Here is a 20,375-nt window from a genome sequence, read left to right as displayed (position 1 = left end):
GTATCAACTAAGCATAGAACATTATTAGAAAAAGGAGCGGTAAACTGGCAATTTCTTTTGCGCTGGCTGGAGCATAAATACCTCTCGAATAACGGAGTTGTGCTCCAACTCCTGTTGTAATGCGTTTAGCAGACAATCGCTATCAATGGGCAGCTCACATTGCTGGATAGCAGTCGTCAATAAGTAGGCATTGAGATAGCCCTCAAAAACCTGTTCGTTATGGGAAAGTGTGGTATTGCGAACTGCCTCGCGAAAGGTATCACAAAGCTTGCCCTTGCAAATCGCAGGATCGGGTACAACTTCGGTGACTAAAACTTTGGGTTTGCCTTTGAGTCTAGCAAACAGCTCATTTGAGGAAGCAAATGAAACCGTTGCGTATTGTGTTTCAAGGCCAACCTCCATGGCACGATTAATAAACTTAGACAGTGGCGTGTAGGTGCCTACCATCGCGAAGCCTTCTATTTTATGCTGCTGTGCTTGTTCAAGGGCTCGTTCAATATCATCGGTATTACGTCTAAAACGCGTTATCACAACGGGTTTTAATCCATGTTCCGCAAGCGCTCTAGTAAGGCTTTTTTCTACGGTTAGACCAAATTCATCGGCTTGAATGAGTAAACCCACCCGCTTTAGCTTTTGTTCATCAATAAAGTAGCGGATGATATCTTGTGCTTCTTTATTGTAGCTAGTGCGGAGGTTGAAGACATTAAATGTATGTGGCTCTTGAAGAAACTCAGCGCCAGTATATGGCATAAGAAAGGGAACCTTAGAGTGCTCTAAAATCGGCTTTATGGCATAAGATGTGGGGGTGCCCATGACGCCAAACAATGCATCGACCTTATTTTCGTAGACGAGCTTACGCGCATTGGTTACGGTTTTGTGTGGCTCATAACCATCATCCAATACCTGCAACTCAATCGCAGCAGCACCATTCGCTTTGTGCTGATTATAAAAGTTAAAGTGTAGTTCGGCACCCGCTTTCAGTTGTTGACCGATCTCTTTTGCGGGCCCTGAAAGGGCAGTAGACATGCCAACTTTCACCACAGATTGAGCAGATACTGTAAAATTCAGTACAGCAGAAGCAAAAACGAATAGTAAAAACTTAACACCGAAAATACTCATATACTTGCTGCACTGTCTCTCTTAGCGTTGTGGTGAGGGCCTTTTTACCAGATAATCCAAGCAGATTAATTACGACTTGGGTCGAATGTTGCTGTAATATTAGACGAATTACTAATGCTTTGGAAACTTTAGTTAAGTTTTTAAGTAATCGAGGATCGGTTGTGATCAGCTGCCATATAAAAGGACATACTTGTTGCTCAACCGGATTGCTGTTACGTAAATAGTGCAAATAATCCAGCTGCTCATTAGTTATATGTTCAAAGGGTAAGGTCGCTAATAGTGCGCTCACCACCTCAGTATCGAGTTGTTGATAGTGCGAGCGTAACTGATAGAAAAAAGCTTGTTTAAATATTCGAGTATAGGTGTTGCCTATGTCGCCTCGGACTTTTTTGAACATCAAAACCGCATACTCACCACTGGCCTTATCTTGCTTAAAACCCAGTTTCATTGGCTGATAGTGACGTTGTGACCAAAACGAAAGCAATGGCGCTGTAAGGCCAAAACTGGTTCCTATGTAACTGATATCTTCTGGTAATGTGGTTTCAAAGAACGCCAGTAGGCGGCGGCCAATCCCTTGCTGTTGTACATCCGGGTGCACGGCTATTCTAACGATCCTTACGCTTTTTTCGGTGACAAACTGGCTATCACCAAAGCTTGTTGTTAGCTGCTGCGCCATGAGATGGCCTGCGGGTCTTCGCTTTCCCGCTAGAATATCTTCTGCGAGATCTGAAGCGAGTCCGCCTTCGATAACAGCAAGGCAAATTCCTATTAGCTCGTTATTGCAAAATGCACCTCGTAAATGCAGATCGGGTGCATCTAATAATTGCCTTAAATCATCCACGCTGGTTTGATAATGGGCTAATACGAGCAGTGAAAAAACTTGCTCAAGTAACGAGCTATTTTCTATCAACTCACTCTGGGAAATAGCACGCATTGTGGTTGAGGAAGTGAGTATGGGTGATGTCGCTTTACACTCGAGTACAAATAAATCCCTGATCTGCTGCTCCAGTGGATCATTCGATGCGTAACGAATAGGAGTCGATAAGGTGAAATCAAGATAACTTGGGTAATGTGATTCTAAGTAGCGTTTAAACCGTAAGGTGTAGCCTCTACCATTACCCTCATAACCAACTAAGGTGCTGGAAAAAATGCAGCGAAAGCCAAGTTGAGCGACTTGTATTAAAAATGGAACTGGCAGGGCGGCTGCCTCATCTACCAAAATAACCGTATTGCTATCAAGTGCAGAGGCTTGTTGTAGTAACGCATCTGGTGCCACATAGCTGAGATTAGCCAGCTTCTTCGTTTTTACATCAACCTCGGTATTGAGTGCTTGAGCAAGCATGCTAAAGCAACTATGCAGAGCATGAAGGTGACGGCTACAAATAACAAATTGTTGCGTAGGATGCTTTGATGCCAAGAGGCCTAATAGCGCACTCTTTCCCCTGCCTCTGTCAGCGCTTAGTAATACAGGTGTTTGCTGGTTTTCCAATGCTGTGGAGAGTTGTGTCAGTACGTTTTGTTGCTCCTCAATACCACAAACCGCCGAACTTGCAGCAAGATACGCTAAGGGCAGTTGAACCCCAAAGTGCTCACTGATATGCCAAGCTGGTTGTTGCTGCCAGAGTTGTTGCCACCTTTTTAAAAAGTAGCTACGTATGGGCGTTTGCCCCTCTGAGCACCAGCGGGTAATTGCAGGGTCTAGCCAGTGGTCGAGTTCATCTAACTCGGGAAGTAACAGTAGGAGTAAGCCGCCTGCCTTTACCGTGCCCGCGGCCGCTGCGATTTTGTTAGGCACAATCCCACTAAAGCTGTCGTAGACTAGGTTGCTAAATTCTTGTCCGAGTATTTGGTGTAAATGCTCGGGCCAAACGGCATTTTCTAATGTCTTACTGCTACTTAGGATTAGATTATCGTTTGAGTTTGCTAATAGCTGCTGGCACTGCGTGTAACACCAAGTTTGGCTGCCAGTGATAAGCAAGAGTTGCCGATGGCGGGCATCGGCAAGCTGAGAACGTAATAGTTGCAGATTAGAGTGCTTGAAGTCTTGCATAGGCGGTAACTAACCACTTACTACCAACATCATCAAAGCTAACTTGGATGCGTGACTGAGCACCCGCACCTTCATAGTTAAGCACTGTGCCTGCACCAAATTTGGCATGGAGGACACGCTGGCCTAAATTAAAACCGCTATCTTCAAAGGTCGCGTGACTGATTGATGGACTGAATCGGCCCGAGTTAGCCGGACGAGATATTTGCGTTTTAATCCGGATTTCTTCCATGCAGTCTTCAGGAATTTCACGTAAGAACCTTGAAGGGCTGTGATGTTTTTCTTGACCATACAAGCGGCGACTTTCTGCGTGGCTAATGTATAGCTTATCCATGGCACGCGTCATACCGACGTAGCACAAACGGCGCTCTTCTTCCAAGCGGCCCGACTCTTCATTACTTTGCTGCGATGGGAACATACCCTCTTCGACCCCAACCATAAAGACCAATGGAAACTCGAGACCTTTGGCCGAGTGCAGCGTCATCATTTGTACCGCGTCTTCGTGCTCGTCAGCCTGGCCTTCGCCTGCCTCCAAAGAGGTATAGGCTAAAAAGCCTTGTAATGGTGAAGTAAAATCTTCATCGATAGGCAGCTCATACTGACCACAAGCACTGATCAATTCTTCCAAGTTTTCCACTCGAGCGCGGCCTTTTTCGCCTTTTTCGGCTTGATACATTGCCATGAGACCTGACTGCTCAATGGCTGTCTGCGCTTGTTGTGCCAGTTCAAGCACGGCAATTTTATCGTCGAGCTGCTCGACTAATTCAATAAATTTTGTCACCGCCGTAGCTGCTCTTCCCGCTAAATGCTTTTGCGCAAGTACGGCTTTGGCTGCATCCCAAAGTGAGAGTGATTCGTGACGCGCACAATCGCGAATATGGCTTAACGTTTTATCACCAATACCTCGGGCAGGCGTGTTTATCACACGCTCAAATGCCGCGTCGTCATTACGATTGCTAATTATACGAAGGTAAGACAGGGCATCTTTAATCTCTTGGCGCTCGAAAAAGCGCATACCGCCATAAATGCGGTATTTTAACCCTTCTTGAAGTAAGGCTTCTTCTAACACCCGGGACTGTGCGTTGTTTCTGTAGAGTACGGCGCTGTCGCTAAGTGCATTGCCAGCCTGTAGCCAAGATTTAATTTTGCCAACCACAAAGCGTGCTTCATCAAGTTCATTAAAAGCGGCATAAATTGAAATTGGCTCGCCTTGGTTTCCGTCAGTCCAGAGACTTTTACCCATTCGTTCCGCGTTGTTTTCAATGAGCGCGTTGGATGCTTTTAGAATGGTTGCGGTAGAACGATAATTTTGTTCAAGGCGAATGGTTTCGGCGTTAAAGTCGTCCAGAAAACGTTTGATGTTTTCTATTTTTGCACCACGCCAGCCGTAAATACTCTGGTCGTCATCCCCTACGATCATGATATTGTTGTCACTACCTGCAAGCAGGCGCAACCACAAATATTGAATGCTGTTGGTATCTTGGAACTCGTCCACTAGCATATGGCGGAAGCGTTGTTGATAGTGACGTAGCAAGGTAGGTTGTTGCTGTAATAGCTCGTAGCAGCGCAATAGGATCTCGGCAAAATCAACAAGACCGGCTCTATCACAGGCATCTTGGTAAGCACTATATACATTCAACATCAGCTGTTCATTGACATCGTATGCTTGAATATCTTTGGGTCTTAATCCTTCGTCTTTACGCGCGCTGATGTACCAGCTTAACTGCTTAGGTGGCCACTTTTTCTCATCGATATTCATGGCTTTGAGCAAACGGCGGATCATTCGTTGCTGATCATCGCTATCTAGAATTTGAAATGATTCTGGTAATTTAGCTTCACGGTGATGGGCGCGTAACATGCGGTGGGCTAGGCCGTGGAAAGTACCTATCCACATGCCACCAACAGGGCCATTGAGCGTCGCTTCAACACGAGCACGCATTTCTTTGGCTGCCTTATTGGTAAAGGTTACCGCGAAAATACTAAATGCAGAGGCGTGCTCAACTTGCATAAGCCAAGCAATACGATGAACCAGTACTCGTGTTTTACCTGACCCCGCACCTGCGAGCACTAACATGTTTTGCAGAGGTGCGGCGACTGCATCGCGCTGTTTGTCGTTGAGGCCGTCGAGTAATTCTGATACGTCCATTGCTTTGCCTATTTGCTCAAATGATGGCAAGTATACCGAGTCGCTGCCGTAAATCCCAGCATATCGCAAAGCAAACCTAACTGAATAAAGGTAACATTATGATTTATAAAGAAACATAAACTGGTTTTTTATACAGTGTTTATGTTTGTTTTTGCAAAACGTCCTTTAACCGATTTTGTACCTCTGTCACCAATAAATCGGGCTGGAATTTTGATAGAAACGCATTACAACCCACTTTTTCGACCATGGCATTATTAAAGCTGCCACTGAGAGAGGTATTGAGAATGACATAAAGGTCTTTCAGGCGACTGTCATTGCGAATTTCATAGGTGAGTCGATAACCATCCATAACGGGCATTTCGGCATCGGTGATCACCGCAAGTAATTCTTTTTGTACGTCGATACCTTCGTCGGCCCAGTGCTTTAACACATTGAGCGCCTCTTGGCCGTCAGTTGCTGGGATGATTTCTATGCCCAATTGTGCCAAGGTATCGGCAACTTGACGACGAGCGGTCGGCGAGTCATCGGCATGTAGAATTTTGCGGCCATGAAACTCGTTGATGATATCTTTATCTAGAATGTCCTGCGGGATCTCAACTTTGTACTCAACGATTTCGGCAAGTACCTTTTCTACATCGATAATTTCAACGATGTGTTCAACGCCGTCACGTTTGATTTTAGTCAGTGCGGTGAGGTAGTGATTGCGGCCAACAGACTTAGGGGTTGGCATAATATCGGACCACGTAGTATTGACTATTTGGTCAACTTTACCAACTAAGAAGGCCTGCACTGAGCGGTTGTATTCTGTGATCACAAGGTTGCAGTCTTTGTCTCGGTCGCATGGCGGCATGCATATCGCTTGTCGTAAATCGATAACCGGAATAGACTCGCCACGAATATTGGTTACGCCACATACTTTAGGGTGTGCATTGGGCATTTTATTGAGATGAGGGAGCTTAACAACTTCTTTTACCTTGAAGACGTTGAGCGCAAAAAAGTGGCGGCTATGAAGATGAAACAATAGCAACTCAAGGCGGTTTTCACCCACCAGTTGTGTACGTTGATCTACTGAGGCCAATACGCCAGCCATGTTAACCCCTCATTACTTCTTGTAACCTTTTCTAAGACTATATCAAAGAAGTCGATATGTCGTGTTGTTTTTTGGCTAAAATCTGCAGTAAGGTAGCAGTATGTATTTGATAGGGAAGCAATATGCCTATAATTTTTAAGCGTTTAGTTGTTTTGATGCGGGCTCATGTGGATAAGGCCAGCTGGCAACTGTTATTTATGGCAACGCTCATTCATATGTCGGTGACTTGGGGGTTGTTATGGCTCAGCAATGAATCGGCATTATTGCCACTGAGCACGTTCTTTTATTACTACGTAGTGACGACTTCAACAGTTGGCTACGGAGACTTTAGTGCAACAACGGATTTTGGCCGTTTAGTCGTTGCCATTATACAGATCCCATTTGGCCTTGCGCTATTTGGTGTGTTATTGGGAAAAGCTGGACAATTTGTGACGTATTGGGTGAGAAGAGGCATGACAGGGGAAAAAGACTTTGCACATTTGCAAAACCACATCGTAATTTTTGGTTGGCATGATGTGAGAACGAAAAAAATGGTGGACTACATTTTAGGTGACAATAAACGCGAAGATAGAAAAATCGTATTGGCCGTCACTGAGGCCATGGAGCATCCGCTGTTGAGTTATCCGGAAGTCGCATTTGCGCGTTTAACCAGCTTTACTGATGACGAACAGTTAAGTCGGATTAACATCGAGCGGGCTGACAAAATCATCATTGATGGCGATGATGATAACCAGACATTTACCACCGCGCTAAAGCTTAGCCGGGTAGTAAAACCCGAAGCGCATATTAGCGCGCATTTCTTGGACGATAGTAAAGCGCTTCTTTTAAGAGAACATTGTAAAAATGTAGAATGCTCCGCATCTATGTCTGCGGAAATCTTAGTGCGAGCCATGCAAGACCCAGGCTCAAGCCGAGTACAAGAGGAATTACTGTCGACGCTGCACGGCGATACGCAATTCAGCTTAGCCTTACCTGCAGAGGTAAGCTGTTTAACCTTTGGCGATATTTTTGGTTATTTTAAACAGCATCATGATGCGACGTTGCTCGGTGTTGCGCACGATATAAATGCGTTAAATATGGATCTAAACCCACCTTTGGATTACAACATCACTGGGGGAGATATTTTGCACTATATTGCACCGCAACGGGTGCTAGCATCAGAGGTTGACTGGTCATCACTATGTTCGAAGAACTCTTCTTGATGATTGCCGTTGTGTGCGCTTACTTACTTCCTGTAGCTTTAGTTGCAGGAAGCAAGCGCAGCAAAGGGCATGAAAAAAACGGCTGGCTGATAGGAACGCTACTATTTTCTTGGGTTGCTTTGCTGCTATATATCAGCATTGTGCCTAAACACGGGCGACAAAAAGGCAAAGCAAAACGTTAGCTTTGCCCCGACATCTCTAAAATAACCTGCCATTCAGGTTCGATGATGGGCATGATGGATAATCGCCCCCCTTTTTTTAGAGCCAGTTCGGTGAGCGCAGTGTTGGCTTTTATCGCTTGCAGGGTTACCGGGCGTAGGTGCTGCTCGTATGCTAGCGTGACGCCTACCCAGCGAGGGTTATCGGTGCTTGATTTGGCATCATAATAATCACTGTTTAAGTCAAATTGATGTGGATCTGGCTCTGCTGCTTTCACCACTTTGGCAATACCGACAACCGCAGGCACTTTACAGCTTGAGTGGTAAATAAACACTGAGTCACCCACCTTAACCTCGTCGCGCAGGAAGTTTCTTGCCTGATAATTACGAATTCCCTCCCAAAAAGTTTGCTGCTCAGGCGCGTTTTTTAAGTCATCAATGGAAAATGCATCGGGTTCTGTTTTAAACAGCCAATAAGCCATATGGGTTAGTCCAATAGTTTGAGTTATGATGTATTATACTCATTTGAGCAATGTACTTGGTTTGCTACCAGTCCGAGTCTTACTTGGATTTGGTAAAAGTATTATCTCATTATAACGACTATCGCCAGTTCTACTAGACGTTCGGAGTGCAACATGAGTCAAGTGTTACAAAATCTGTTGGATTTACTCAGCCTTGAAGAAATTGAGCAAGGGATATATCGAGGTCAAAGCCAAGACCTTGGTTTTCCTCAAGTGTTTGGAGGTCAGGTGATGGGGCAGGCGTTGTCCGCAGCAAAATACACCTTACCAGAAGGGCGCTTTGTTAACTCGCTGCACTCTTACTTTTTGCGTCCTGGTGATGCAAGCAAGCCCATCGTCTACGATGTCGAAAACATTCGTGATGGTCGCAGTTTTAGCACCCGTAGGATCAGTGCCATTCAATATGGTAAGCCGATATTTTACATGACTGCCTCTTTCCAAGGGGATGAACCCGGCGTTTCTCATCAATCTTTGATGCCGGATGTGCCAGAGCCTGAAACGTTAAAGTCATCACTTCACTTTTATCAAGAGCATGCGGACCTCATTCCAGAATCACTTCGAGCGAAATTTACGCAAGAAATGCCGCTGGATATGCGCCCTGTAAACTTTCAAAATCCATTCAAACCTAAAAAACAGGACCCGGTGAGAAATGTTTGGTTTAAAGCCAATGGTGACATGCCGGACGACAGAAGGATCCATAACTATTTGCTGGCTTATGCCTCTGATTTTGAATTTCTACCAACTGCACTACAACCACATGGTTTGTCGTTTATGCAGCCAAATATGCAAGTCGCGACAATAGACCATGCGATGTGGTTCCATCGTCCGTTTAGAATGGATGAATGGATTTTATATAGCGTTGATAGTCCGAGCGCGTCTAATGGCCGAGGCCTAGTACGTGGTCAATTTTTCAACCGCCAAGGTGAGTTAGTTGCGTCGACTATTCAAGAAGGCGTGATGCGCCAACGATAATTTGTTGGAAAGTGTATGGTGCGTTTTAACAGTAATTTTGCTTGGTGCTTTGTGCAGCACTAAGCAAATCACAAACTTATAAATTCATAACTGTTTGTTGCTAAAAGGATTCTAGGTTTGTTGATGGCCTTTCCAAAAGTCGTCTGCACTACTTTTTTCAGTGCTGTATTCGGTTTGATTTTGCACTATCTTTAAAATTCTCACTAGATGTAGTGTTATTGCATTTTTCCCAAACAAAAATTAACACTAAAGTCAGCTAAATTTATCTACATTGTTATTAACAAAATGAATCGTCGCGTCACAGACAGACGCATATGACTCTAGGAGAATGATAATGAATAAACCGCTCGCCACAGTAATTGCATTGACGTTTGTCGGATTAACCGCGGGTTGCGCAACGGAAGCATCAAGAACGGTAGAAACACCAAAAGTGGCCTCATATAATCAAGCTTACAATGGCCCAAAAAGCCAGTTAGCGGTTGGTAAATTGCAAAACCGTTCAGCTTTTCACAATGGTGTGTTTAGTTCAGGACCGGACCGCTTGGGCTCTCAGGCTAAAACTATTCTGACCACCCATTTACAGCAGAGTAATCGCTTTATTGTTTTAGATAGAGAAAACATGACAGAGATTGCTCAAGAAGCTGGATTTGCTGGCGCAAAACAAAGTATTAAGGGTGCTAACTTTGTGATCACGGGAGATGTTTCTGAGTTTGGTCGAAAAGAAGTAGGTGATAAACAGCTATTCGGCATTCTAGGTAAAGGAAAATCGCAAATTGCTTACGCTAAGGTAAATCTGAACATCGTTGATGTGACTAGTTCAGAAGTCGTCTACTCAGTGCAAGGTGCTGGAGAATACAGTTTATCTAATCGCGAAGTAGTTGGTTTTGGTGGCACTGCGGGGTATGACTCAACGCTAAACGGCAAGGTACTGGATTTAGCTATTCGCGAGGCCGTTAATAACTTGGTTAGCGGCATTGAGAAAGGCGATTGGAAGCCTTTATAGGCAATCCCCCACAGACAGCTAATCTAAACCTCAGGTAAATTATGAAGCAAACGATATTTGTGGCCACTTTACTATTAATATTGTCTGGGTGTCAGAGTACGACACCACAATATTATTACGGTTCTTACGAACGTAACCTCTATGAGTTCTTTCGAGGTGACGGACAGTCCCTTGAGCAGCAGATCAGTCAGTTAGAGTCAAGCATAGCGCGCGCCGAAGTAAAGCAGATCAGTCCCGCACCAGGCATGTATGCGCATCTCGGTTACTTATATTTGATGCAAGGGGATGACAGCAAAGGTTTTGCGTATTTTGAACAGGAAAAACAACTGTATCCTGAGTCCAGGCAATATATCGACTTTTTACTAAAAAATGCACAGGGAGAATAAGATGAAATGGATTAAAGCGAGCTTGGTGCTTTTGACTTTTGCCTTATTGAATGGCTGTGCGACAGCACCTAAACAGGATTATAGTGCCTTTATCCAAAGCGATCCTAAGTCGATACTGGTGTTGCCGCCTATCAATAATTCCAATGAAATTGTTGCACCTTTTGGGGTTATGGCGACAGTGGTGAAGCCACTTGCAGACTCTGGCTATTATGTTTTTCCAGTATCTTTGGTCAATGAGACTTTTAAAAATAACGGTCTAACTGTGGCTCATGATGTTCACAGTGTCGCGATAGATAAGCTCTATGAAATATTTGCTGCCGACGCTGCTTTATACATAGAGATTCAAGATTATGGTACGTCATACGTTGTATTAGATAGTGACACTACAGTCGCGTTATCGGCAAGGTTGGTTGATTTAAAAACTGGCCAAGTAATTTGGCGTGGTAAGTCAGAAGCGTCAAGTAGTGAAGACAGAGATGACCATGATAACAGTTTGGCTGGCGCATTGATTGGCGCGGTACTAAATCAGGTGATTGAAAGCACTTCAGATAAAGGATTCGAAGTTTCACAGAAAGCATCACAGAGATTATTATCAGCGGACTCAAGCAATGGTTTGCTTTATGGCGTGCGCTCACCTAAGTATGGGCAAATTGAAAAATAAGCCATATTGTGACTACGCTTTCTTATCGGCTGATTGCTGCTATATTCATTAGACTTTGATTGACAGGTGATCCCCATGGCAATAATTAGTGAATTTAGACCCGGTTATTTTTGTTGGATTGAATTGTGTTCAAGCGACTGGCAGTCAGCAAAACCCTTCTATAGCCAACTATTTGATTGGCAAATTCTTGACCAACCCATTGGTGAAGATTGTTATTACACCATGTTGCAAAAAGAAGCCGATGATGTCGCTGCTATGTATCAGATGACCGCTGAGCAACAACAAGGAGGCATGCCTAGTCACTGGCTTGCTTATGTGGCGGTAGACAATGTCGATGAATGTCTAAACAAAGCCTACGAACTCGGTGCTGAAGTGCTTGCAGGCCCTCACGATGTCCCAGGGGCAGGGCGGATGGTGATGTTAAAGGAGCCTGGTGGAGCGGTTTTTGCGTTATGGCAAGAGGGTGGTCATATTGGGACGCAACGTCACCTTGAAGCGAATACCCCTTATTGGTTTGAATTAGTGAGTAAAAACAGCGCCAAAAGTCGTGACTTTTATTCAGCATTATTTGGGTGGCAAATCGAAGTTAAAGACATGGGAAATATGGACTACACCTTATTTAAAGTAAATGAGCAACCCGTCGCTGGCATGTTAGAAATGACGACAGAGTGGGGTGAAGACATTCCTCCGCACTGGATGATTTACATTGCGGTATTGGACTGTGATAGTAAAGCTGAATATGCCCAAAAGCTTGGCGGAGAAATTTGTGTACCGCCGACAGATATACCAGAAGTGGGTCGCTTTAGTGTGATAACCGACCCTCAAGGGGCGGTATTCTCTATCATAGAATCTGCTATGGATGATATTTCAACTTAATGCATTTCTAATTCAATCACTTTGCCATGGCAAGTGGCAAAGTGACCTGAGAGTTTACTAAAGATAATGTCGCGCTCGCCACTGCTATTTAGCTGCTTGATAGACGCAGTTAATTTAGGCAGTAGGTCTTGGTGTTTGCGATTGATATAGTGATAAATAGGATAACTCGCATCTCGTAGCCTACGCACATAAACCGCGGCGAGTCCTGACTGACATAGCGCACCAAGCGCAAATAAGTCATCAGCTAAAATTTGTTCTACATGACCTTTTTCAAGCGCTTGAAACGCAGAAACGTCGTTAGAAACCGCATTACAGGTCAACTTCTTACGCTGACAAACTTGCTCCGTTATTAAACTTCCTTGTATGACCACATAGTCTTGCTGGGTCGACAAAGTACAATGTTCCTTCTTGAGACAAAACACCGCCATTTGCACGGTTACAAGTGGTTCGGGTATTTGCAGTAATACCAATTGTATTAGGTAAATGAGCTATTTGAAGCGGAGAAATAGCTTTAGTAGCTAGGCAAAAATTTTGCTATTTAGTTGTTCTAAATGAGAAATTTTTAACGACGTTAATATGGTATTTCACCCTTCAAATTGATTGGAGACTTAGTGCAATTGGTATAAGTTAGGATAGGCATTTGCAATAGCGCTAGTGCGTCCTGCTTCCGCATCATAAAACCCTTGATCTACATATTCTAATCCGCGCTCACTGGGTAACACGACGAGTGTGGGGGTGATATCCAAAGGTGCGTATATCTTTTGCATGAGTTGCGCGATTTGCTGTTGGCCAAGCTGATAAGCGACCAGCTCACTGACATTGATTTGGTAGGCGAACGCCGCCTTGTGGATAAAGAGAAGCAAGAGGGTGCTAAGTGCGAGTTTCACAACATATCCTTACGGATTTCAGAGTTATAACTGTAGCAAAGTTGTCAGAAAGTGAAAAAGTACATCATAAAAATGAATTCAGTCGAGATTGACCTTGAGTTTAGTAAACTCATACCAATTGTAATAGTTTGAGCATAAAAATCGTGAGGAGAAGGATATGACACTACATGTTTTAGTGACCGGTGCTAACCGTGGGATCGGATTAGAGTTTTGTAAACAATACTTATCTCTAGGCTGCAAAGTAACTGCGGTTGTTCGCAAAGCATCGGCAGAACTAGAATCTCTAGGCGTGGATATCATTGAAGATATCGATGTTGCGACAGAAAATGGTGCGAAAAAATTATTGGCGGCATTGGGCTCGAAGAAGATAGACATTCTTATTAATAACGCTGGGGTATTTCATAATGAAACGCTAGCGGAAATGGATTTTGAAAATATCGACCACCAATTTAACGTTAATGCGTTAGGACCAATTCGAGTTACTCATGCACTGCTCGATAACCTCAAAACAGGTAGTAAAGTTGCCATGATCACAAGTCGTATGGGTTCGATTGCAGATAATGGTTCTGGTGGTTACATTGGTTATAGAATGTCGAAAGCAGCATTAAACGCGGCGAGTGTGAGTATGGCTCACGAACTGAAAAACCAAGATATCGCTGTTGGACTATTCCATCCAGGCTTTGTACAAACGCAGATGGTGGGATTTGCAGGTGATATTGGTCCAGATGTTGCGGCGGAACGTTTAATTAAGAGAATTGAACACCTAACTATCGAAAACAGTGGTGGTTTTTGGCACTCCAATGGCGACACGCTTCCTTGGTAATCAAGCTGGGCGCATCGTCGCCCCCTTTTCAGCCATCAGCCATCTAACTGTGCTAATATAAAGCAAATATTCAGATGGTAACCTTTGATGGAATTACAACAAGATACCCCATTGTCACTGCCGCTTTTTTTGTTAGATGACAACATCGAGAATCGTGATATCGACTCTCCAGATGCTGAAGTATCAGTGATATTGAGTGAGAACCTCCTTGCTCATTTGTGCCAAAACCCAAAAGAAGATGAGAATATTAGCTTGCATATTGATGACTATGCGCTCAACAACATTAGTACGACAGTGACTGAGTTGATAGGGGCAGAACATCAGTTGCAATTGCTCATTAATCGTGGGCCTATTCTCAGTGCTGTGCTGAGCACCAGTAGCGATGCATTATTTGTCTCGCCTCCAGTAGAAATGATGCCTACTTTTGATCTTGGGCTGGATGACGACGAGGGCGAGTAAATGTCTAAACGTGCACTATTTTGTGCGGTGGTTGTCGCCGTGCTTTCTGGCTGTGTGGCTTTGGGTATGTCTAAATATGATGATATGTTTGGACCAGAGCAACCCCAAGCACGAATCGAACAATATCACCAAGGCGGTGCACGTTACTTACAAAGCGTGAAGCCCATTTTGGAGTCGCGTTGTGTGGTTTGTCATGGTTGTTATGATGCACCTTGCCAGCTCAAACTGTCATCTCCAGAAGGAATAGATAGGGGATTGTCGAAGGAATTAGTGTATGACGGCACGCGGTTGTTAGCTCAAACACCAACCCGGCTGTTGTTTGACGCCCAAACCACGACACAGTGGCGTGAGCGTGGTTTTACCCCAGTGCTGAATGAGCGCAATCAATCTGAATACAGCAACCTAGCTGGAAGTGTGCTTTATAATAGCTTGCTGTTAAAAATGTCTCATCGTTTTCCTGAGCAAGGCATCTTGGGTAAAGAGTTTGATTTCTCTTTAGATAGAACGCAGTCTTGCCCAACCATGGATGAATTTTCTACCCTTGCGAAACAACAGCCTCATGCGGGTATGCCCTACGGCTTACCAGCGCTCACGCAGGATGAATTCAAAACCTTGGAAGCATGGCTGCAAAGTGGCAGTAAAATGAGCCAGATTGCGAAGCCAAGTGTTGCAGCACAAAAAGAAGTGAAGAAGTGGGAACAATTTCTTAATCAGGACTCGAATAAACACCGCCTTGCCGCGCGTTATATTTTTGAGCATTGGTATTTAGCCCATATCCACTTTCCTCATCTGGATGACCCCGCGTTTTTCCAATTGGTACGCTCAAGCACACCGCCTGGTCAGCCAATCGCGCTGGTGAGCTCGGTGCGTCCGTTTGACGATCCTAAGATCGATAGGGTGTATTATCGATTGATGCAAGTGCGCAGTACTATTTTGTCAAAAACTCACATGCCACTGGCATTGAACGACGCTAAGCTATCACGGTTACATCAGCAATTTTATGCAGCGGATTATCACGTGGATGAACTGCTAGGTTATGAGCCAGAGCTTGCAGCAAACCCATTTAAGGTATTCAAAGATATTCCGGTCAATTCTCGTTATCAATTTATGCTGGATGAGGCCGAGTTAATTGTAAAAGGCTTTATCAAAGGCCCTGTATGCCGAGGTCAAATAGCGCTTAACGTCATTAACGACCATTTTTGGGTGGCGTTTGTTGATCCTGAAAAAAATAGCAATGAAGCGGTGAACCAGCTGCTGCTTAAACATGATGAAGATTTGGTGCTACCTGCGGCTGAGCAAAGTAATGCGTTACCGCTTTCCAGTTGGGCTAAATACGCCACTAAGCAGCAGGATTACTTACATGCTAAAACTGAGCTTGCAGATAAGATGTTTGCCGATGGGCAGCGCCTCAATATGGACTTGATTTGGCGTGGTGAGGGGGAAAACCCGAATGCAGCATTAACTATCTTCCGTCATTTTGATAGCGCAACGGTGGTTAAAGGTTTTATTGGTCAGCCTCCCAAAACAGCTTGGGTATTAGACTATGCTTTGTTCGAGCGCATTCACTACTTGCTGGTGGCGGGTTTTGACGTGTATGGCAACATTGGTCATCAGCTGATCACACGCTTATATATGGACTTCTTGAGGCTTGAAGGTGAGCAAAACTTTTTAAATTTACTGCCACTTAGTCATCGTCAGGAAATTAAACGCTATTGGTATCGTAAGTCACACTTGAGTTTAAGTGAGTTTATCAATCGTAAATCACTAATCGGTGCGCCAACGGGGATAAAATACGAAACGGACGATCCAAAGCAAGAGCTGTATGACAAACTGCATGCTGTGCTTAAACCCGTTCTAAATCGGGATTATGACTATCAAGCCGTAGGCAAGCCACTGCAGGCACTCAATAGCATGTCCGTTAGGGCGATTAATTTGCTTCCTCAGGTCTCGTTTATTATTACTAAACAAAGCGACGGTTCACATCAAGCGTTCTCGCTATTACACCATAATGCTCACTACAACATCTCCAGTTTGTTAAATGAAGAAGGGCAAAGAGCTTATACAGAAGACACTGCGACGATTGTGCCAGGCTTTATCGGAGATTACCCAGAGGCAATTTGGTATTTAGAAAGCGAGGCAGCACAAGAGGACTTCGTCTCATCATTTAGCCACATGAATAGTGAGTCGGATTACCGAGCGCTACGAGCGAAATACGGGATCCGCAGGACTCACCCAGAGTTTTGGCGTTACAGTGATTTGATCCACGATATTGCCAAGCAAACACGTGGCGTTGAATATGGCTTATTTGATTATAACCGGTTAGAAAATCGCTAAAAATGGAGTCTTCGGACTCCATTTTTATGTGCTTTTCCTATAGTTGACTCGCGGCTTTTACCGCAGCTAGTAGCACACTTTCATCCAATCTCACTTTGTAATTTGGGTTTGCGTATTGAAATTGGATCAAGCCCTTCTTATCGACTACAAATACCGCCGGCACCGGCAAGGCAACTTTATCGTTCCCCTCAAAATCAACAAAATTTACGCCCAACTTGTTGCGATAAGCAAGGGCTGTTTTATCATCTAGGAAATAGGCGAGACCTAACGCTTGGCTCATCCGCATTTCGTTATCAGACAACAGTTGGTAGTGAGGGGATTCAATTGTACTTTTTGCCAGCGCCTCAGGTGAGTCTGGTGCGATAGCAATAATTTGTGCCCCCATTTTAACAAGCTGTGGTTCAATTTCTTGGATCCCCGCGAGCTGTCTTGAACAGTATGGACACCAGCCACCACGATAAACCACCAGTACGGTGATATTTTCTTTATAGCGTGTCGCGAGGTCGACAGTTTTACCTGACTTATCTTTGAGTTGTAATGCAGGGGCATCAATGCCGGGAAGGAGTGGGCTCACTTGCTCAGGTGCTGCGGCGATATTGGTGATTTCAGCTGCGCTGACAAAGGCTGAGCAAACCAAAGCGAGCGATAAAATAAAATGACGCATAAAAAGTTCCTAGGGTTTCAAGTTGATATCGACTCAGAAGACCTAAGCGCTGGCGAAAATCTTTCACTTCGGTATGATATCGCTCGTAATTGATTTCCATGAAGAGAGAGCACAATGTCTGCAAACATCACTAAGCTTGTGGTTATGCTAGAAATGCAACATGCCATGAACACCAAAGTACACCAACAATGGTTTGAACAAGGGTTTGAATGGTACCGCGCAATTTGGGTTGAGTGTGCAGAAATGCTAGATCACTACGGTTGGAAATGGTGGAAAAAGCAAACGCCAGATACTGAGCAAGTGATTTTAGAGCTAGTGGATATTTTTCATTTTGGCTTGTCTTTACGTATCGATGGCGAAACGTCATTTGAGCAACTAGCGACTCAGTTAGAAGCTGAATTGGCAAAGCCGACTACCGCAGAAGACTTCAAGGAAACCCTTGAATTGCTTGCAAGTGCGGCTGTGACCAAACGCGAATTTGATGCCCATGCGTTTGCGGGATGTATGCAGCAAATCGGGATGTCTATTGATGACCTATACCGTGGATATGTCGGTAAAAACACGCTTAACTTCTTCCGTCAAGACCATGGCTATAAAGATGGTTCTTATATCAAGGTATGGAATGGCCAAGAAGATAACGAACACTTAGTCGAAGTGGTGAAAAGTCTAGATACAGCGCACCCAGACTTTAAAACACACGTGTACGACGGCTTAAAAGCTCGCTACCCAGCTTAATCTATAATAGGTAGCAAGGTACGGTAATCGGAGACTGAAAGATATTCAGTGATCTCTCGCTCTGGTTGCCGACTATCAGGATTAGCAACGGCAAGCAAATGCCCAATACCAAACTCTTTCGCAGCATTTAACACGCTAATGCTATCGTCCACAAATAAAGTGCGGGACTTATCAAAGCCCAAATCACGCTCTACCTGTTGCCACAATATCTGACTTTCCTTACTTACGCCATATTCATGGGTTGAAACCAATTTGTCGAGATACTTATCGAATTGGGTACGCTCAATTTTCAAACTTAGACTGTTTGGGTGAGCGTTGGTCAACAAGATAAGCTGTTTTCCACTCTTTCTTAAGGCCTCTAAAAACGCTGGTACATCCTCACGAATTGAGATCAAGTGTTGTACTTCACGTTTAAGCTCCATAATGGGCAGCTGTAGTTGCTCCTGCCAATAATCTAGGCAATACCATTCTATCTGGCCCATTACTGCGTCATAACGGGCGAGGATGTCGGCCCTTGCAGCCTCAAGGGTTAAGCCTTGACGTTTTGCGTGTGCCTTAGGCACGACGTCGAGAAAAAAGTGATTATCAAAATGGAGGTCGAGTAATGTGCCATCCATATCTAACAAAACGGTATCGATATTTGACCAATTTAGCATAGGCATTTAACTTCAAAGGCTTTATGATTAGGTTATTCGCCATGATAGCAAATAATGATCTATGTCACATAAAAAGCATCCCACACCACCAGAAATTTTAGCTTGCGACGTCGTGGCTAAAAGCAAATTGTTCACGGTAGAAGCACTTTCGTTATCTTTTTCGAATGGCGAGCAACGAGAATACGAAAGAGTTCGTGGCGGTGGTCGTGGCGCAGTAATGATCGTGCCCATAACTGCTGATAATGAGCTATTATTAGTGAGAGAATACTGTGCAGGAACACATGACTATCAACTCGGCTTTCCCAAAGGGCTAATTGACCCTGGCGAAACCCCGGTGGAAGCGGGTAACCGAGAGCTAAAAGAAGAAGTGGGTTTTGGTGCAAATGCTTTCTCTGAACTCAAAGTAGTGTCACTGGCACCGAGTTACTTTAATGCCAAAATGCATATTTTGGTCGCTAGTGAACTTTACCCTGAGCAGCTTGAAGGTGATGAGCCAGAGCCACTGGTAGTAGTGAAGTGGCCGCTAGATAAACTATATGACCTGTTACATCAAGAGGACTTTACCGAAGCAAGAAGTGTCGCGGCACTACTGTTATTAAAAGCACATTTGAATTTGGAGGCGTAAATTGCAGTCCTATTTAGAGCCTTGCATCGCACTGGCAAAACGTGCCGGTGAAGCCATTATGGCAATTTATCAAGCTGACGATATTGGTAAAAAAGAAAAGTCTGACCACACTCCTGTTACTGCTGCAGATTTGGCATCTAATGAGATCTTAATGGCGGGTCTTGCTGAAATAGCACCTGACATTCCGGTAATGTCTGAAGAAACACCAATTCCACCATTGAGTGAGCGACAAAGTTGGCAGCGCTACTGGTTACTCGATCCTATGGATGGCACTGGGGAGTTTATTCTTGAAAGCGGTGACTTTGCCGTCAATATTGCGCTCATCGAAAATAATCATCCTGTGTTAGGCGTCATTTACTGGCCATCTCAAGGGCTGACATATTACGCCAGCAAAGATGAAGGAGCGTTTAAACGTAGTGACTCAGGCGAAAGTAAACGTATTTTCGTCTCGCCACGAGAAACGCTGACATTGGCTGTAAGTCGTAGACAAAAGCTTGAAGCGGTAAGTCAGTACTTAAATAGTCAGTTTGACACTGTGGCACTTGGATCATGTTCATTAAAAGCCTGCATTATCGCAGAAGGTAAGGCGGATTGTTTTTTACGTGTAGGACCAACTGGAGAGTGGGATACTGGCGCGTCACAAATCATCGTGGAAGAAGCCGGGGGTTGTATTACCGATGCAGAGTTTAACCCGCTGACCTACAATCGACGAGAAACTACCGAAAACCCAGACTTTATTGTTATGGGGCACCCCGATTGGCAATGGCAAAAGTTGATCAGTCCACATCATCGAACGATAGAATAAATAACGGTTTAAGTTGAAGGTTGTGGGATTTTTGCGCACTTGGATTGTTTTAAGCGTTAAATCCCTTGCAATAAAATTTTAATCCATTATTATAGCGGCCTCTTGAAAAGGAAGTCCTTTTTAAGAATTTACAGGCGCGGGATGGAGCAGAATGATAAATCATTCGTCGGACTCGCTAAACCTGGAAAGAATCGAAGGTCGTCGGT

General features: G+C 44.3%; 22 protein-coding genes. 13 read left to right on the top strand and 9 right to left on the bottom strand.

Going from position 1 to position 20,375, the window contains the following annotated elements; genetic code table 11:
- Positions 1 to 24: 24 nt before the first annotated feature.
- The 4 genes from NO992_RS15780 to NO992_RS15765 form a co-directional block, all read right to left on the bottom strand.
- Positions 25 to 1,119 (bottom strand): ABC transporter substrate-binding protein, encoded by a 1,095-nt coding sequence (locus tag NO992_RS15780; protein ID WP_371378793.1) that lies wholly within the window; start codon positions 1,117 to 1,119, stop codon positions 25 to 27.
- A complete protein-coding gene (locus NO992_RS15775; RefSeq protein WP_371378790.1) occupies positions 1,100 to 3,169 on the bottom strand; it encodes a GNAT family N-acetyltransferase in 2,070 nt (689 codons plus the stop codon). The genes NO992_RS15780 and NO992_RS15775 overlap by 20 nt, the downstream gene beginning before the upstream one ends.
- A complete protein-coding gene (gene uvrD, locus NO992_RS15770; protein ID WP_371378787.1) occupies positions 3,147 to 5,312 on the bottom strand; it encodes a DNA helicase II in 2,166 nt (721 codons plus the stop codon). The genes NO992_RS15775 and uvrD overlap by 23 nt, the downstream gene beginning before the upstream one ends.
- Before the next feature lie 139 nt (positions 5,313 to 5,451).
- On the bottom strand, positions 5,452 to 6,402 hold the full coding sequence (locus NO992_RS15765; RefSeq protein WP_253105851.1) for a chemotaxis protein CheV: 951 nt from the start codon (positions 6,400 to 6,402) through the stop codon (positions 5,452 to 5,454).
- Between the two features lie 122 nt (positions 6,403 to 6,524).
- Between NO992_RS15765 and NO992_RS15760 the strand changes: the two genes are divergently transcribed.
- Together NO992_RS15760 and NO992_RS15755 are read left to right on the top strand one after the other, a co-directional pair.
- The gene (locus NO992_RS15760) at positions 6,525 to 7,604 is read left to right on the top strand and encodes a potassium channel family protein (RefSeq protein ID WP_017219340.1); all 1,080 of its coding nucleotides are present in this window, start codon (positions 6,525 to 6,527) and stop codon (positions 7,602 to 7,604) included.
- Positions 7,604 to 7,786 carry a hypothetical protein gene (locus NO992_RS15755; RefSeq protein ID WP_010374482.1) on the top strand — a complete coding sequence of 61 codons (183 nt, stop codon included), beginning with the start codon at positions 7,604 to 7,606 and terminating at the stop codon, positions 7,784 to 7,786. The genes NO992_RS15760 and NO992_RS15755 overlap by 1 nt, the downstream gene beginning before the upstream one ends.
- Here NO992_RS15755 and NO992_RS15750 read toward each other — a convergent pair.
- Positions 7,783 to 8,244 carry an EVE domain-containing protein gene (locus NO992_RS15750; protein ID WP_253105853.1) on the bottom strand — a complete coding sequence of 154 codons (462 nt, stop codon included), beginning with the start codon at positions 8,242 to 8,244 and terminating at the stop codon, positions 7,783 to 7,785. The genes NO992_RS15755 and NO992_RS15750 overlap by 4 nt on opposite strands.
- A 153-nt stretch (positions 8,245 to 8,397) precedes the next feature.
- Here NO992_RS15750 and tesB point away from each other — a divergent pair, with 153 nt between their 5' ends.
- From tesB to NO992_RS15725, 5 genes are all read left to right on the top strand, one after another.
- A complete protein-coding gene (tesB, locus tag NO992_RS15745) occupies positions 8,398 to 9,255 on the top strand; it encodes an acyl-CoA thioesterase II (RefSeq protein ID WP_095728597.1) in 858 nt (285 codons plus the stop codon).
- Positions 9,256 to 9,589: 334 nt separating this feature from the next.
- Positions 9,590 to 10,258 (top strand): CsgG/HfaB family protein, encoded by a 669-nt coding sequence (locus NO992_RS15740; RefSeq protein ID WP_253105854.1) that lies wholly within the window; start codon positions 9,590 to 9,592, stop codon positions 10,256 to 10,258.
- Positions 10,259 to 10,299: 41 nt separating this feature from the next.
- Positions 10,300 to 10,644, top strand: a complete 345-nt coding sequence (locus tag NO992_RS15735) for a DUF4810 domain-containing protein (RefSeq protein WP_017219344.1) — start codon at positions 10,300 to 10,302, stop codon at positions 10,642 to 10,644.
- A 1-nt stretch (position 10,645) separates the two neighbouring features.
- Positions 10,646 to 11,305: a DUF799 domain-containing protein gene (locus NO992_RS15730; protein WP_193522501.1), complete on the top strand. Its 660-nt coding sequence runs from the start codon at positions 10,646 to 10,648 to the stop codon at positions 11,303 to 11,305.
- 75 nt (positions 11,306 to 11,380) lie between these two features.
- Entirely contained in the window at positions 11,381 to 12,181 is an 801-nt protein-coding gene (locus NO992_RS15725; protein ID WP_371378781.1) for a VOC family protein, read from the top strand.
- On the opposite strand, the gene NO992_RS15720 is transcribed toward NO992_RS15725, so the two are convergent.
- A complete protein-coding gene (locus NO992_RS15720; RefSeq protein ID WP_371378778.1) occupies positions 12,178 to 12,573 on the bottom strand; it encodes a hypothetical protein in 396 nt (131 codons plus the stop codon). The two genes, NO992_RS15725 and NO992_RS15720, sit on opposite strands and share 4 nt — an antisense overlap.
- Before the next feature lie 216 nt (positions 12,574 to 12,789).
- The gene (locus tag NO992_RS15715) at positions 12,790 to 13,068 is read right to left on the bottom strand and encodes a hypothetical protein (protein WP_017219348.1); all 279 of its coding nucleotides are present in this window, start codon (positions 13,066 to 13,068) and stop codon (positions 12,790 to 12,792) included.
- A gap of 157 nt (positions 13,069 to 13,225) precedes the next feature.
- Between NO992_RS15715 and NO992_RS15710 the strand changes: the two genes are divergently transcribed.
- The 3 genes from NO992_RS15710 (at position 13,226) to NO992_RS15700 (ending at position 16,684) form a co-directional block, all read left to right on the top strand.
- Positions 13,226 to 13,891, top strand: a complete 666-nt coding sequence (locus tag NO992_RS15710) for an SDR family oxidoreductase (protein ID WP_010374499.1) — start codon at positions 13,226 to 13,228, stop codon at positions 13,889 to 13,891.
- A gap of 87 nt (positions 13,892 to 13,978) precedes the next feature.
- On the top strand, positions 13,979 to 14,350 hold the full coding sequence (locus NO992_RS15705; protein WP_371378776.1) for a hypothetical protein: 372 nt from the start codon (positions 13,979 to 13,981) through the stop codon (positions 14,348 to 14,350).
- Positions 14,351 to 16,684, top strand: a complete 2,334-nt coding sequence (locus tag NO992_RS15700) for a fatty acid cis/trans isomerase (RefSeq protein WP_371378773.1) — start codon at positions 14,351 to 14,353, stop codon at positions 16,682 to 16,684.
- 37 nt (positions 16,685 to 16,721) lie between these two features.
- Here NO992_RS15700 and NO992_RS15695 read toward each other — a convergent pair whose 3' ends face one another.
- Positions 16,722 to 17,348 carry a peroxiredoxin-like family protein gene (locus NO992_RS15695; RefSeq protein WP_017219350.1) on the bottom strand — a complete coding sequence of 209 codons (627 nt, stop codon included), beginning with the start codon at positions 17,346 to 17,348 and terminating at the stop codon, positions 16,722 to 16,724.
- Between the two features lie 114 nt (positions 17,349 to 17,462).
- Between NO992_RS15695 and NO992_RS15690 the strand changes: the two genes are divergently transcribed.
- The gene (locus NO992_RS15690; protein WP_017219351.1) at positions 17,463 to 18,083 is read left to right on the top strand and encodes a dUTP diphosphatase; all 621 of its coding nucleotides are present in this window, start codon (positions 17,463 to 17,465) and stop codon (positions 18,081 to 18,083) included.
- On the opposite strand, the gene yrfG is transcribed toward NO992_RS15690, so the two are convergent.
- Positions 18,080 to 18,739, bottom strand: a complete 660-nt coding sequence (yrfG, locus tag NO992_RS15685) for a GMP/IMP nucleotidase (RefSeq protein WP_010374509.1) — start codon at positions 18,737 to 18,739, stop codon at positions 18,080 to 18,082. The two genes, NO992_RS15690 and yrfG, sit on opposite strands and share 4 nt — an antisense overlap.
- Before the next feature lie 61 nt (positions 18,740 to 18,800).
- Between yrfG and nudE the strand changes: the two genes are divergently transcribed.
- Positions 18,801 to 19,364, top strand: a complete 564-nt coding sequence (gene nudE, locus NO992_RS15680) for an ADP compounds hydrolase NudE (RefSeq protein ID WP_017219353.1) — start codon at positions 18,801 to 18,803, stop codon at positions 19,362 to 19,364.
- A 1-nt stretch (position 19,365) separates the two neighbouring features.
- Positions 19,366 to 20,169, top strand: coding sequence for a 3'(2'),5'-bisphosphate nucleotidase CysQ (gene cysQ / locus NO992_RS15675; RefSeq protein ID WP_039494709.1), 804 nt, complete (start codon positions 19,366 to 19,368; stop codon positions 20,167 to 20,169).
- Positions 20,170 to 20,375: the final 206 nt, after the last annotated feature.

The sequence above is a fragment of the Pseudoalteromonas sp. DY56-GL79 genome (assembly GCF_041414765.1).
In the GTDB taxonomy this organism is placed as follows: Bacteria; Pseudomonadota; Gammaproteobacteria; order Enterobacterales; family Alteromonadaceae; genus Pseudoalteromonas; species Pseudoalteromonas piscicida.
Note: the sequence above shows the minus strand (reverse complement) of the source record. Positions and strands in the feature narration are given on the sequence as shown.